Here is a 12657-nt window from a genome sequence, read left to right on the forward strand (position 1 = left end):
GAACGCATGATCGAAACCGACAAACTCGCCGCCGAGCGCATCATCGCGGCCACGCCCGTCTCGCCGAACGAAGAAGCGTTCGAGCGCGCGTTGCGTCCGCGCCAGCTCGAAGAATATGTCGGCCAGGAAAAGGTGCGCGGCCAACTCGAGATCTTTATTGAAGCGGCCAAACGCCGTTCCGAATCGCTCGACCACGTGCTGCTGTTCGGGCCGCCCGGTCTGGGCAAGACCACACTCGCGCACATCATCGCGCGGGAAATGGGCGTCAATCTGCGGCAAACGTCGGGCCCCGTACTCGAACGCGCGGGCGACCTCGCCGCGCTGCTCACCAATCTCGAAGCCAACGACGTGCTGTTCATCGATGAAATCCACCGGCTCTCGCCGGTCGTCGAGGAAATTCTGTACCCGGCGCTCGAGGATTATCAGATCGACATCATGATCGGCGAGGGGCCGGCCGCGCGCAGCGTGAAGCTGGACCTGCAGCCGTTCACGCTGGTCGGCGCGACCACCCGAGCAGGCATGCTGACCAATCCGTTGCGCGACCGCTTCGGGATCGTCGCGCGGCTTGAGTTTTATAACGCGGAGGAGTTGGCGCGCATCGTCACGCGTTCGGCTTCGCTGCTGCACGCGCAGATTCATCCGGACGGCGCGTTCGAGATCGCGAGACGCGCACGCGGCACGCCGCGAATCGCCAACCGCCTGCTGCGCCGGGTACGCGATTTTGCCGAAGTGAAAGCCGACGGCAACATCACTGCGCAGGTCGCCGACGCGGCGTTGAGAATGCTCGACGTGGACGGTGTCGGCTTCGACCTGATGGACCGCAAGCTGCTCGAAGCCATCCTGCACAAGTTCGACGGCGGCCCGGTCGGCGTCGACAATCTTGCGGCCGCCATCGGCGAAGAACGCGACACGATCGAAGACGTGCTGGAGCCGTACCTGATTCAGCAAGGCTTCCTGCAACGCACGCCGCGCGGCCGCGTCGCCACGCTGCTGACGTATCGCCACTTTGGCCTTGCCGCCCCCGAATCAACGAGCGCGTTGCCCGGCCTGTGGGATTCGGCCGCCACCTGAGCCGCCACCCACCCGGCAGCGAGAGGCCCACCCAAGCCATGTCCGATCAAGCCAGGCGGCCTGACTCATCCGGCTCACCCAGCATTGCACAGCTGCTGACGGGGAGGCTGCGCTCGAAACTCGCGGCCGGTGTGACACACCTGACAAGCGGCAGCGGTCCCATGCTGGACTATTCGTCCCCGCCTGGCGACCCCGGCCTCTTCGGCCCCGATTCGGTCTGCTGGAAAGTCCACGCCGATTTCACTTCCATGATGACAGGCGGCATCAGTGCGCTATTACTCCAGGCACTGCATCCGCTGGCGCTCGCCGGTGTGTGGGACCATTCGACCTTTCGCGTCGACATTCTCGGCCGCCTGCGTCGCACGGCGACCTTCATCGCCGGCACGACTTACGGCAACCGCCACGATGCCCTCGCGCTAATCGAGCGGGTCAAACGCATTCACCTTGGCGTGACCGGCACGGCCCCCGACGGCCGCCCTTATCGCGCGAGCGATCCCGCGTTGCTGACGTGGGTGCACGTGGCCGAAGTGTCGAGTTTCATGACCGCTCATCTGCGCTACGTGAACCCTTTTTTGCCCGTTGCCGCGCAAGACCAGTATTTTGCCGAAACGGCGCGAATCGCCGAGATGCTCGGCGCGTCCGACATTCCGCGCTCACGCGCCGCGATCGAAGCTTACTTGCTGGCCATGCGCGCCCAACTCGTCGCCAGCGAGCGCACGCGCGAGGTCGTGAAGGTGCTGATGAACGCGCCGGCGCCGAGCGTCGCCATGCGACCCGCCGGTATGTTGATGCTGAATGCGGGTGTCGATCTGTTGCCCGATTGGGCTCAGGCAATGCTGGGTTTCGAGCGGCACGCTGTCATCCGTCGTGCGCTGACGAGGCCCGGTGTGCGGCTGGTGGCGCCGGTCGTTCGCTGGGCGCTGGTGAATGGCGTGTCCAAGCGCGCGAGACGGCGCGTGGCGAGTGGGTGCGACGTGGACCCGAAGTAGATCGGACTAGGGCCGACGGCCTGCATCAGGCGCCGTCCGCCCCCTGTGGCGTCAGACCATGCCGCTCGTCAACGCCCGGGCTCGGGCGCCTTCCTGAAGCTGTCGTCCCCGCTCGGCGCGTCCAGATGCGCGACGTCCGCCCATGACACGATCGTTGCGCGACTCGCGTCGTCCGCATAGTCGACCACGTTCACGCTCGTGTTGAGGAGCGGATAGTCGCGCGGCGCATCGAGCGGCAAACCCGCCGCAAAGCGCCGCACGCAATCCAGTACCCCGCCGTGCGCGACGCACGCAATCCGTCCGCCGGGATGCGCGGCGACCAGCGGTTCGATTGCATGCAGCACGCGATGATAAAGCGCGCGCTGCGACTCGCCCTGCGGCGGCGCGAAACCGGGGTCGCGAGTTTGCCAGTGCGCATATTCATCAGGGAAGCGCGCGGCGATCTCGTCGCTGTCGTGCCCCTGGAACGCGCCGTATGACCGCTCGCGCAGACCTTCGCGCAACTGCAACGTCAGCCCGAGTGCGTCGGCGATCGGCTGGGCAGTTTGCCGGGCGCGCAGCAGGTCGCTCGAGTAAATGGCGTCGAGTCGAGCGCCCTGCTTCGCCTCTTCCACCATGCGTCGGGCGAGACGTTCTGCCTGAGCTAGCCCCGTGGTCGCAAGCGGAATGTCGATATGACCTTGAATGCGCTTGATGCGATTCCAGTCGGTTTCGCCGTGCCGGATCAACAGAATCTGCGTAGTCATGGAGAGAGTGAGCGAGTTGGGGCGGTTGGATCGAGCCGCATAGTCGCAAAAGCGACTGCGGAAAAGGTTCGGCCTGCAGCCACGGGCCGCGCAGCGAAGCCCGAACTCAGGCCTTCGTCTGCAACCAGAACGTGACAGGGCCGTCGTTGACGAGCGACACCTGCATATCCGCGCCGAATTCGCCGGTTTCGACGATTGGATGTTTCGCGCGCGCCGCCGCGACGAAATAGTCGAACAGACGCTTGCCTTCGTCAGGCGGCGCGGCCGGTGTAAAGCTCGGACGCAGACCGCTGTTGGTGTCCGCCGCGAGCGTGAATTGCGACACCAGCAGCAGGCCGCCCGCACGACCCGCGCCGTCGAGATTCTGCACGGACAGGTTCATCTTGCCTGCGGGGTCGCTGAACACGCGATAGCCGAGCATTTTGGCGAGCAGTTTGTCGGCGGCCGCTTCGGTGTCGCCGCGCTCGGCGCACACGAGCGCGAGCAGACCAGCTTCTATCGCGCCGGTGACGCGCTCGGCCACGCGCACTTCGGCGCGCCGCACGCGCTGGATCAGCGCGATCATCGGTCTGCCTCCAAACGAGGCGCGCGAACCGGCGCGTCGCCGGCAGCCGTACGGTGGCCGCCGCTCATCAGGCCGTCAGCGTGACGCGTGCAAAGCGGCGCTTGCCGACCTGCACGACGTACTCGCCCGCCTCGACTTTGAGACCCTTGTCGGACACCGTCGCGCCGTCGATCTTCACGCCGCCCTGTTCGATATTGCGCAGCGCTTCGCTCGTCGACGGCACGAGGTTCGCCTGCTTGAGCAACTGGCCTATCGCGAGCGGTGCGCCCGCAAGCGATACCGTCGCAATATCATCCGGCACGCCGCCCTTTGCGCGATGGTTGAAATCTTCGAGCGCGCGCTCGGCGTCGGCCTGCGAATGAAAACGCGCGACGATTTCCTGCCCGAGCATGACCTTAAAATCGCGCGGATTGCGGCCCGCTTCGATTTCCTTTTTAAAGCCCGCGATCTCGTCCATGGGACGGAATGACAGCAGTTCGAAGTAACGCCACATCAACGTGTCCGAAATGCTCATCAGCTTACCGAACATATCCGTCGGCTTTTCGCTGATGCCGATGTAGTTGTTCTTCGACTTCGACATTTTCTCGACACCGTCGAGGCCTTCGAGCAGCGGCATGGTCAGGATGCACTGCTGTTCCTGGCCGTACTGCTTCTGCAGTTCGCGGCCTACCAGCAGGTTGAATTTCTGATCCGTGCCACCGAGTTCGAGGTCAGCGTTCAGTGCGACCGAGTCGTAACCCTGCATCAAGGGGTACAGGAATTCGTGGATCGAGATCGGCACGCCGCTCTGGAAGCGCCTCGTGAAATCTTCGCGCTCCAGAATCCGCGCCACGGTATAGCGCGACGCGAGTTTGATCATGCCGTCGGCGCCGAGCGGCATCGACCATTCGCTGTTGTAGCGGATTTCGGTCTTGTCGCGATCGAGCACGAGCGCGGCCTGGTCAAAATACGTTTTCGCATTCGACTCGATCTGCTCGCGTGTGAGCGGCGGCCGCGTGGCGTTACGGCCCGAAGGGTCGCCGATCAACGACGTGAAATCGCCAATCAGAAAAATCACGGTATGACCGAGATCCTGCAACTGACGCATCTTGTTCAGCACGACGGTGTGGCCGATGTGAATGTCGGGCGCGGTCGGATCGAGCCCGAGCTTGATGCGCAGCGGTTTGCCTGTTGCCTGGCTCTTCGCGAGCTTTTGCGCGAATTCGTCTTCGATCAGCAGTTCGTCGACGCCGCGTTTCGTGACGGCGAGCGCGTGACGAACTTCGTCGGTGACCGGAAAGGCGGACGCGGGATTGGGCTTGTTGGACTCGGTGCTCATGCTGGGAACGGGAAGTCGCGAAAAGAAGGATTGTCCCATAGATGCGCGCCGCCGCGCCCATTCGCAGGGCCGCTGCCAACGAGCCGATGCCTACCTGACGAGTTTGCACGCGTTGGCGTGAGCGGCATGGCGCGGCATATTTCACCGCGCTTGCGTCGTAAATCTGCTAAAACGGTCGCAACGAACCCTCGACAGGAGCAGCAACGTGGCGCAAGACGACACCGCAGACGGCGTCTATTTTGGATTGATGTCCGGCACGAGCATGGACGGTGTAGATGGCGTGGCCGTCCGCTTCACCGAAGGCAAGCCGCCGGTGGTGCTGGCCGAGGCGTTCGTCGGCTTCGCGGCTGGGTTGCGCGAGGCGTTGTTCGCGCTCCAGCAACCGGGCGACAACGAAATTGAACGCGAAGCGCTGGCGGCGAACGCACTTGCCACGCGCTATGTGGTCTGCTGCCACGAACTGCTGCGCGGTAGCCGCGTTTGCGCCGCGGAGGTCCGCGCGATCGGGGTGCATGGGCAGACGGTGCGGCATCGGCCGGAAAAAGGGTACACGCGGCAGATCAACAACCCGGCGTTGCTCGCGGAAATGATGCATATCGACGTGGTGGCGGATTTCCGCAGCCGCGACGTGGCAGCGGGCGGTCAGGGCGCGCCGCTCGTACCGGCGTTTCACGCAACCGTGTTCGGCGCGAAAGACGAAACGCGAGTGGTCTGCAATCTTGGCGGCATCAGCAATATTACGATCCTCAATGCGACAGGCAGCGTACGCGGGTTCGATTGCGGCCCGGCCAACGCATTGCTCGACGAATGGGCGGCACGCCATCTGGGCAAACCATTCGATGAGAACGGCCACTTCGCAGCCGGCGGGCAGGTGAACCGAGAGCTGCTCAACGCGTTGCTCGACGAACCGTTTTTCTCGCTTCAACCGCCCAAGAGCACCGGGCGAGACCTGTTCAACGCCGAATGGCTCGACGCCCGGCTGCAGCCGTTCAGCGGCCTGCCGCCCGCGGACGTGCAAGCGACGCTCGTCGCGTTGACCGCCGTGACGGTGGCGCGCGAGATCGAGCGACATGCGTCGGACGCCAGGGCCGTGTACGTGTGCGGCGGCGGCGCACGTAATCCGGAAATAATGAAGGCTTTGCAGCAGGCTTTGGAGGACAGCGGCGTACGCGGCGTGCCAGTCATGACGACTGAAGCGCTCGGGGTGCCGCCAAGCCAGGTCGAGCCGCTGGCGTTCGCGTGGCTCGCCATGCGCTGCGTGGCCCGCTTGCCGGGCAATTTGCCGGCGGTCACGGGCGCATCCGCCGCGCGCGTGTTGGGGGCGATTTATCCGCGCTGATTCGCGTCGGGATCTTCGGCAAGGGGCGGCCCTGGGCTTAGCTTGGCTGGAAATGAAAAACGGGGCCGAAGCCCCGTTTTCTTTACAACTTGCCGGCTATGGCGATTAACCGCACATCAAACCGAGAATGACGAGCCGCAACCGCATGTGGTCGTGGCATTCGGGTTCTTGATGACGAACTGCGCGCCGTTGATGTCGTCTTTGTAGTCGATTTCGGCGCCAACCAGGTATTGGTAGCTCATCGAGTCGATCAGCAGCTGAACGCCGCTCTTGTTCATGACCGTATCGTCTTCGTTGACAGCTTCGTCAAAGGTAAAACCATACTGGAAGCCCGAGCAGCCGCCGCCCTGCACGAACACGCGCAGCTTCAGATCCGGGTTGCCTTCTTCTTCGATCAGTTCCTTGACCTTGTCAGCCGCCGCGTCGGTGAAGACGAAAGGGGCCGGCATCTCGGTTACGGGTGTTTCGGTAACAGCGTTCATTCGAACTCTCCAAAAAGCTTCTAACCGCTATTGTAGGGCTGATCTCGATATCGTGCTGATGCCCACAAAATCAATGGGTTCTTCCAGGAGAATCAATCGCCTCGTCCAGCCTTGTGCGTGATCCGCCAATGAAAAAAGCCGCCTTCGCGAACGCGTTGGCGGCTTTTGCAGCGGTCCAGCCCGGAGGCTGGCTCGCAGCGAAGCGATTAACGCTTCGAGAATTGCTTCCGGCGACGTGCCTTGTGGAAGCCGACCTTCTTACGTTCGACTTCACGAGCGTCACGCGTAACGAAACCGGCTTTCGACAGTTCCGGCTTCAGCGTTGCGTCGTAGTCCATCAGCGCGCGGGTGATGCCGTGGCGCACCGCACCGGCTTGACCCGTTTCACCGCCGCCGTTCACGTTGACCTTGATGTCAAACGTGACGCCGTGGTTCGTGAGTTCCAGCGGCTGACGCACGATCATCAGCGACGTTTCGCGCGAGAAGTAATCGGCGATAGGCTTGCCATTGACGATGATCTCGCCCTTGCCAGCCTTGATGAAGACGCGTGCGACGGCGCTCTTGCGGCGGCCCGTGCCGTAATTCCAGTTACCGATCATGTGGGCTCCCCTTAGATCTCGAGCGCTTTCGGCTGTTGTGCCGAATGCGGATGCGTTGCTTCAGCGTAGACCTTCAGCTTCTTGATCATCGCGTAGCCGAGCGGGCCCTTCGGCAGCATGCCTTTGACCGCTTTCTCGAGCGCACGGCCCGGGAAGCGTTCCTGCATCTTGCCGAACGTCGTTTCATAGATACCGCCCGGGTAGCCCGAGTGACGGTAGTACTTCTTGTCAGTTGCCTTGTTGCCCGTGACTTTCAGCTTGCCGGCGTTGATAACGATGATGAAATCACCGGTGTCGACGTGGGGAGTGAATTCAGGCTTGTGCTTGCCGCGAAGACGGTGTGCCACTTCGCTGGCGACACGCCCGAGAACCTTATCCGTCGCGTCAATCACGTACCATTCGCGCGTCACCTCATGGGCTTTTGCGGAAAACGTCTTCATGATCGATCCAAAAAAATTGCTGCGCCCAATGTGTTTTTTCCTGCTTGTAGTGTGCGCATCGAGGCGCGTGCAGGCTCTCCCTGGTTCTTCCTCCGCGGGCGCGGATGCGGAAAAGCCCTGAATTATAAAGGAATTCGGTCAGTCAAGTCAAAATGTCCGCGCTTTGACCTTAAACCGGCACGGACTGCGCGGCAGGATGCGCCCTTTTCGACCCTCTGACGTAGTTGGACGCGCGTAAGACGCGGTTCGCCGCGAGCAACGCCTTGGCGAAGAACCGGGCGCGACAGCAGGCGAAAAAAAACCCGAACAAGTGGTTCGGGTTTAATCCACCAAAGGAGGAGGTGGAGGAGACAGCGGAGGTTGCGAGCTTCCGCAACCGATGGAACCGATTATATGAGCCACCCTTGTGCGACGCAAGAATATTTGCAATGCGAAATCGTGTTTCACAATATGGGATTGCGCATTTTTTCGTTTGGCATCGAAATGCTGTTTAAATTCAAAGGCGATCGCGTTGTCCGGAACGACAGATGCGGAGAGCGTCTAGAAGAAAACCCCTAAAACGTCCGAGCACAAGGCGGCCGGTTTGAACATCCCGCAGCGCAACACGCAAGCCATCATTTCGCATAAATCCGGCCGGACGTCGCCTCGGACGGACACTCAGTCACCGGGCTACAATGCCGTTTCGATATAGCAAAGCGCGGTGGAGCACAGCATGGAATGCAAAGTGAGCTGGATGGGGCAAGACGGGATGGCATTCGCGGCCGAGACGGGCAGCGGTCATCTGGTCGCGATGGACGGCGCGCCGGAGGGCGGCGGTCGCAATCTCGCACCGCGTCCGATGGAAATGGTATTGCTGGGTACGGGCGGTTGCACCGCCTATGACGTCGTGATGATCCTGAAGAAAAGCCGCCAGGAGATTGCCGGCTGCTCGGTCACGCTGAAAGCCGAGCGCGCCAGCGAAGATCCGAAGGTTTTCACGAAGGTCCACTTTCACTTCACCGTAACCGGCAAGAACCTGAACCCGGCGACCGTGGAGCGCGCGATCAACCTGTCGCACGACAAATACTGCTCGGCGTCGATCATGATCGCGAAAACGGCCGAGTTGACCCACTCGTTCGACATCGTCGCGGCCTGAGCACGGTTCGTCGTCTCGCGTCAGAAAAAGCAATGCCGGCGTCCTCAAGGACGCCGGCATTTTTTTGTGGGGTGGCAAAGCAGGCCGATAAGCCGGATTCTGTGCACGCGCTACGTCCGAAAACGCGACGCGCGTGGCAGCCATTCCTCTAGGCGCGCCATTACTGACGCGCTCAAGCTTCCTACCCGCTGACGTGACGGGGGCCCCGCCCTGCATCTCGAAGATGCTAGCCAGCCTACTTGGAATTGCTCCGGGTGGAGGTTACCGTGCCGGTCTGCCTTGCAGCAGCCGCGGTGCGCTCTTACCGCACCGTTTCACCCTTACCTGATCCCGGCTTGCGCCGGGCCATCGGCGGTTTGCTTTCTGTTGCCCTGTTCCGCGTGTCACCACGGATGGCCGTTAGCCATCACCCTGCCCTGTGGAGTCCGGACTTTCCTCGCCCTCGTTGGCCGAAGCCGCAGAGGCCGCGACTGCCTGGCCTGCTTTGCTGGACGCGATTTTAACATCGAGGCGATAGACAAACGTCGTCAAGCGGAGAAATAGCCGAATGGCTTGGTTTTCCGCGCGACGCCTGTCGCACGGCATCCCGGCAACTGAACATCTCGGCGTCTCATCATGTGCGCCACGCGGCGACACACCGCTCCGTCTCAGCGCGCCCGTCGCCCGGACCGAAACACTGACGCGTCGTCGTAAAAGCCGGCCGATTCGTTCTCCGGCCACCAGCCGGGAATGCCCAGCACCGGCAACGGCGCGAACATGCGGCTCGACAACTCGTCGGTGCCGAGCAGTGCCGCGCTGACCGCCTCGTCCACCCACGCGTCGCGCTCCGATGTATTCCACGCGAAATACTCGGGCGGCACGTCGACAATCCACGCGTGCCCCGTACAGGCCTTGAACGGCGTCACCAGCTTTTCGAGCAACGCGTGTCCGAACGAGCGCACTTCACAGCGCGCGCCCCATGCTTCGCGCTGCGCAACGAGCAGCGTTTGCCAGTCGAAGCCACGTAGCGCGGCGCTCAGCGCCGGATCAGCGCAAGCGAACAAGACAGCGTTTTCGTCGAACAGCGTCAATGCGTCGCGAATGCCGCCACGGGTCGGTCCAACGCCCAACACGTCGATGGCCGCAGACTGCCGCGCGTTCAGCGCCGCCTTGATGCGCGGAAACGCAAACCACATGGACCCGTTGAAGAAATCGTGCAGGTTGTGACGCGTCGGTACACAGCCGGTGGCCGCGATATGCGCCTCGTAAGCCGCGCCCGGCGGCAGATCGTCCTGTGCAATGAACGCGAGCCGCTGGCCGCGCCCTGTTTGCTGCTGCGTCGAACGCGCGTCGGCGTTCATCTCGTTCAGCAGCGCTGCATAGCCCGCGAGCGCCGCGCGTTGCCAGCGTTCGCCGCGCGCGGCGAACTGCGCAAACCACGGCTTCGTCCAGTCGATGTCGGCGAAGCCCGGCGGCGCGGCGTCCTGCATCTGCATCGATCGCAGCCTCAGACGAGGCGCCAGCCAATCGATTCGCCGCCGCGTAGCGGCACGACCGGCGTGTCGCCCACCGGCAACTCGGCCGGCAAGGTCCATTCTTCGCGACGCAGCGTCACCTTTTCCTGGCTGCGCGGCAAGCGGTAGAAATCGGCGCCATAGAAGCTGGCAAAACCTTCGAGCTTGTCGAGCGCGTCGGCTTTGTCGAACGCTTCGGTGTACAACTCCAGCGCATGCAGCGCGGTGTAGCACCCCGCACAGCCGCACGCGTGCTCTTTCAGGCCCTTCGGATGCGGCGCGCTATCCGTGCCGAGGAAGAAACGCGGATTGCCCGACGTCGCGGCTTCCACGAGCGCCACTCGATGCGTCTCGCGCTTGAGCACCGGCAAGCAGTAGTAATGCGGACGAATGCCGCCCTGAAAAATGGCGTTGCGGTTGTACAGCAGATGATGCGCGGTGATCGTCGCGCCCAGCAGATCCGGCGTGGCGCCGGCTTCACGGATGTAGTCGACCGCGTCTTTCGTGGTGATGTGTTCGAACACCACCTTGAGCGCCGGAAACGCGCGGCGTAGCGGCGTCATCACACGGTCAATAAACACTTTCTCGCGGTCGAACAGATCGATCGACGAGTCCGTCACTTCGCCATGCACGAGCAGCGGCATCCCCACTTCCTGCATCACTTCCAGCGTTTTCGCGCACTTCATGATGTCGGTCACGCCCGCGTCCGAATTCGTCGTCGCGCCTGCCGGATACAGTTTCACGCCATGCACGAAGCCGCTCTCACGCGCGCGGCGGATTTCGTCGGGCGGCGTATTGTCGGTGAGGTACAGCGTCATCAACGGTTCGAATTTCGCGCCGGCCGGAATTGCCGCGACGATCCGCTCGCGATAAGCCTGCGCCATCGCGGTGGTGGTAACGGGCGGCTTCAGGTTCGGCATGATGATCGCGCGGCCGAACTGGCGAGCGGTGTCCGGCAGCACGGCGGCGAGCATGGCGCCGTCGCGTACGTGCAGATGCCAGTCGTCCGGGCGAGCCAGTGTGATGGAGTCGATCTGGCTATCGATCCGGCTGTCGGCGGTAACGTGGGAAGCGGTGGAGGCGGTCATGGCAAGTAGGAACAACGAATGAAGACAACGAATCGGGCCAATGAATGAACAGCGAATAGAACACGGAGCGGCCCAACAGGAAAGCACCGGGCGCGGCGAAAAGACCCGGCGGCCACCCCCGGCAAAAGACGGCGGCAACCGATGCCGGCAGCAATTCACGGCACCCGTTCCCGGCACCCGCTCACGGCGGCCGCTTCCGGCAGCAGATCCCGACAACAGTTTCAGTTGCAGATCCCCGCTAATTAAGCCGATGCGCCTCTTCAATCCGCGACGTTACGGCCCGAATACACGTCAATTTGCTATTTGGCGTTTTTGGCGCGGTGATATGCTTGGACAATCATCATTGTAACGGCTTGCCCGCTAGTGGACGCAGCCGCGAGGCTTACCCGCAACATGTGCCAACTTCTAGGAATGAACTGCGCCGCGCCGACGGACGTCACGTTCTCGTTCACCGGCTTCGCAGCGCGCGGCGGCGTCACGGATCATCACGCGGACGGCTGGGGTATCGCCTTCTTCGAAGATAAAGCCTGCCGGCTGTTCATCGACCATCAATCGTCGGCCACCTCGCCGATCGCCGAGATGGTCAAGCGCTACCCGATCAAATCGAAGAACACCATCGCGCATATCCGCAAGGCAACGCAAGGGCACATCCTGCTGGAAAACTGTCACCCTTTCATGCGAGAATTGTGGGGCCGTCACTGGATCTTCGCGCATAACGGCGATCTGAAAAACTACTCGCCCGCGCTGAACGGCGTGTATCAACCCGTGGGCACGACTGACAGCGAGCTGGCGTTTTGCGCGCTGCTGCAAGGTTTGCGCAAGGCGTTTCCCGGCTGCCAGCCGCCGCTTGATGAACTGTTCGCCGCGCTTGAAACGCTCACGCGCGACATCACGCAATTCGGCGTGTTCAACTTTCTGATGTCGAACGGGCAGGCACTCTTCGCGCATTGCTCCACGCATCTGTATTACATCGTGCGGCGCTGGCCGTTCTCCACCGCGCATCTGGTGGACGCCGACGTGTCGATCGACTTCGCCAAATACACGACGCCCGAAGATCGCGTCGCGGTCATTGCGACCAAGCCGCTCACGGACAACGAAGTGTGGACCGCCTTCAATCCCGGCGATCTGCTGATGTTCCAGCACGGCGAAGTGATCGGGCGAGTCAATGTGCCGGTGCCGCCGTCCGTGCTGGAAAAGCTGCGCAATCCGTCGCTGGACGCGTCGGCGTCCGCTACGACGATTGCCGCGACGATCGCGCCCACGGTCCGATCCGCGGCGGAAGTCGACCTCGAAGCCGCCGACGACGCCGCGACATTCGAATCCTGATCCGACGCACCCGCACGAGATTCCGGGCGCAATAAAAAAAGCCTTGCACTGCAAAGTGCGAGGCTT

13 protein-coding genes and 1 other RNA gene are annotated in these 12657 nt (G+C 62.6%); 5 read left to right on the top strand and 9 right to left on the bottom strand.

The features are described 5' to 3' along the window. Positions 1–6: 6 nt before the first annotated feature. Positions 7–1071: a Holliday junction branch migration DNA helicase RuvB gene (gene ruvB / locus AAGS40_RS12385; protein WP_345811707.1), complete on the top strand. Its 1065-nt coding sequence runs from the start codon at positions 7–9 to the stop codon at positions 1069–1071. A gap of 38 nt (positions 1072–1109) precedes the next feature. Beyond that, on the top strand, positions 1110–2060 hold the full coding sequence (locus AAGS40_RS12390) for an oxygenase MpaB family protein (protein WP_345811709.1): 951 nt from the start codon (positions 1110–1112) through the stop codon (positions 2058–2060). Positions 2061–2128: 68 nt separating this feature from the next. On the opposite strand, the gene AAGS40_RS12395 is transcribed toward AAGS40_RS12390, so the two are convergent. From AAGS40_RS12395 to tyrS, 3 genes are all read right to left on the bottom strand, one after another. Continuing rightward, positions 2129–2806: a histidine phosphatase family protein gene (locus AAGS40_RS12395; protein ID WP_345811710.1), complete on the bottom strand. Its 678-nt coding sequence runs from the start codon at positions 2804–2806 to the stop codon at positions 2129–2131. A gap of 106 nt (positions 2807–2912) precedes the next feature. Continuing rightward, complete coding sequence (gene dtd / locus AAGS40_RS12400; RefSeq protein ID WP_345811711.1) at positions 2913–3371, bottom strand: D-aminoacyl-tRNA deacylase; 459 nt, start codon at positions 3369–3371, stop codon at positions 2913–2915. A gap of 67 nt (positions 3372–3438) precedes the next feature. Further along, a complete protein-coding gene (tyrS, locus tag AAGS40_RS12405) occupies positions 3439–4689 on the bottom strand; it encodes a tyrosine--tRNA ligase (RefSeq protein WP_345811712.1) in 1251 nt (416 codons plus the stop codon). Between the two features lie 205 nt (positions 4690–4894). Here tyrS and AAGS40_RS12410 point away from each other — a divergent pair, with 205 nt between their 5' ends. Continuing rightward, positions 4895–6028, top strand: coding sequence for an anhydro-N-acetylmuramic acid kinase (locus tag AAGS40_RS12410; RefSeq protein WP_345811713.1), 1134 nt, complete (start codon positions 4895–4897; stop codon positions 6026–6028). Between the two features lie 116 nt (positions 6029–6144). On the opposite strand, the gene erpA is transcribed toward AAGS40_RS12410, so the two are convergent. The 3 genes from erpA to rplM all read right to left on the bottom strand — a co-directional run bounded on the left by erpA (position 6145) and on the right by rplM (position 7549). After that, the gene (gene erpA / locus AAGS40_RS12415) at positions 6145–6510 is read right to left on the bottom strand and encodes an iron-sulfur cluster insertion protein ErpA (protein WP_345811714.1); all 366 of its coding nucleotides are present in this window, start codon (positions 6508–6510) and stop codon (positions 6145–6147) included. A 206-nt stretch (positions 6511–6716) separates the two neighbouring features. Then, positions 6717–7109, bottom strand: coding sequence for a 30S ribosomal protein S9 (rpsI, locus tag AAGS40_RS12420; protein WP_007180423.1), 393 nt, complete (start codon positions 7107–7109; stop codon positions 6717–6719). 11 nt (positions 7110–7120) lie between these two features. Continuing rightward, positions 7121–7549 (bottom strand): 50S ribosomal protein L13, encoded by a 429-nt coding sequence (rplM, locus tag AAGS40_RS12425; RefSeq protein ID WP_020069304.1) that lies wholly within the window; start codon positions 7547–7549, stop codon positions 7121–7123. Positions 7550–8261: 712 nt separating this feature from the next. On the opposite strand from rplM, the gene AAGS40_RS12430 reads away from it, so the two are divergent. Beyond that, entirely contained in the window at positions 8262–8684 is a 423-nt protein-coding gene (locus AAGS40_RS12430; protein ID WP_345811718.1) for an OsmC family protein, read from the top strand. Positions 8685–8756: 72 nt separating this feature from the next. On the opposite strand, the gene rnpB is transcribed toward AAGS40_RS12430, so the two are convergent. From rnpB to pyrC, 3 genes are all read right to left on the bottom strand, one after another. Continuing rightward, positions 8757–9170, bottom strand: an RNA gene (gene rnpB, locus AAGS40_RS12435) — RNase P RNA component class A. 161 nt (positions 9171–9331) lie between these two features. Then, positions 9332–10159, bottom strand: coding sequence for a DUF3025 domain-containing protein (locus tag AAGS40_RS12440; protein WP_345811719.1), 828 nt, complete (start codon positions 10157–10159; stop codon positions 9332–9334). Positions 10160–10170: 11 nt separating this feature from the next. Continuing rightward, positions 10171–11265: a dihydroorotase gene (gene pyrC / locus AAGS40_RS12445; protein ID WP_345811720.1), complete on the bottom strand. Its 1095-nt coding sequence runs from the start codon at positions 11263–11265 to the stop codon at positions 10171–10173. Positions 11266–11658: 393 nt separating this feature from the next. Between pyrC and AAGS40_RS12450 the strand changes: the two genes are divergently transcribed. Continuing rightward, the gene (locus AAGS40_RS12450; protein ID WP_345811721.1) at positions 11659–12591 is read left to right on the top strand and encodes a class II glutamine amidotransferase; all 933 of its coding nucleotides are present in this window, start codon (positions 11659–11661) and stop codon (positions 12589–12591) included. The last annotated feature ends 66 nt before the right edge of the window (positions 12592–12657 follow it).

Source organism: Paraburkholderia sp. PREW-6R, from assembly GCF_039621805.1.
Classification (GTDB): Bacteria; Pseudomonadota; Gammaproteobacteria; order Burkholderiales; family Burkholderiaceae; genus Paraburkholderia.

Bases quoted from the DNA above. Each gene is read 5' to 3' on its own strand.
- ruvB (WP_345811707.1), top strand. From the start codon at position 7: ATGATCGAAACCGACAAACTCGCCGCCGAGCGCATCATCGCGGCCACG.
- AAGS40_RS12390 (WP_345811709.1), top strand. From the start codon at position 1,110: ATGTCCGATCAAGCCAGGCGGCCTGACTCATCCGGCTCACCCAGCATT.
- AAGS40_RS12395 (WP_345811710.1), bottom strand. From the start codon at position 2,806: ATGACTACGCAGATTCTGTTGATCCGGCACGGCGAAACCGACTGGAAT.
- dtd (WP_345811711.1), bottom strand. From the start codon at position 3,371: ATGATCGCGCTGATCCAGCGCGTGCGGCGCGCCGAAGTGCGCGTGGCC.
- tyrS (WP_345811712.1), bottom strand. From the start codon at position 4,689: ATGAGCACCGAGTCCAACAAGCCCAATCCCGCGTCCGCCTTTCCGGTC.
- erpA (WP_345811714.1), bottom strand. From the start codon at position 6,510: ATGAACGCTGTTACCGAAACACCCGTAACCGAGATGCCGGCCCCTTTC.
- rpsI (WP_007180423.1), bottom strand. From the start codon at position 7,109: ATGATCGGTAACTGGAATTACGGCACGGGCCGCCGCAAGAGCGCCGTC.
- rplM (WP_020069304.1), bottom strand. From the start codon at position 7,549: ATGAAGACGTTTTCCGCAAAAGCCCATGAGGTGACGCGCGAATGGTAC.
- AAGS40_RS12430 (WP_345811718.1), top strand. From the start codon at position 8,262: ATGGAATGCAAAGTGAGCTGGATGGGGCAAGACGGGATGGCATTCGCG.
- AAGS40_RS12440 (WP_345811719.1), bottom strand. From the start codon at position 10,159: ATGCAGATGCAGGACGCCGCGCCGCCGGGCTTCGCCGACATCGACTGG.
- pyrC (WP_345811720.1), bottom strand. From the start codon at position 11,265: ATGACCGCCTCCACCGCTTCCCACGTTACCGCCGACAGCCGGATCGAT.
- AAGS40_RS12450 (WP_345811721.1), top strand. From the start codon at position 11,659: ATGTGCCAACTTCTAGGAATGAACTGCGCCGCGCCGACGGACGTCACG.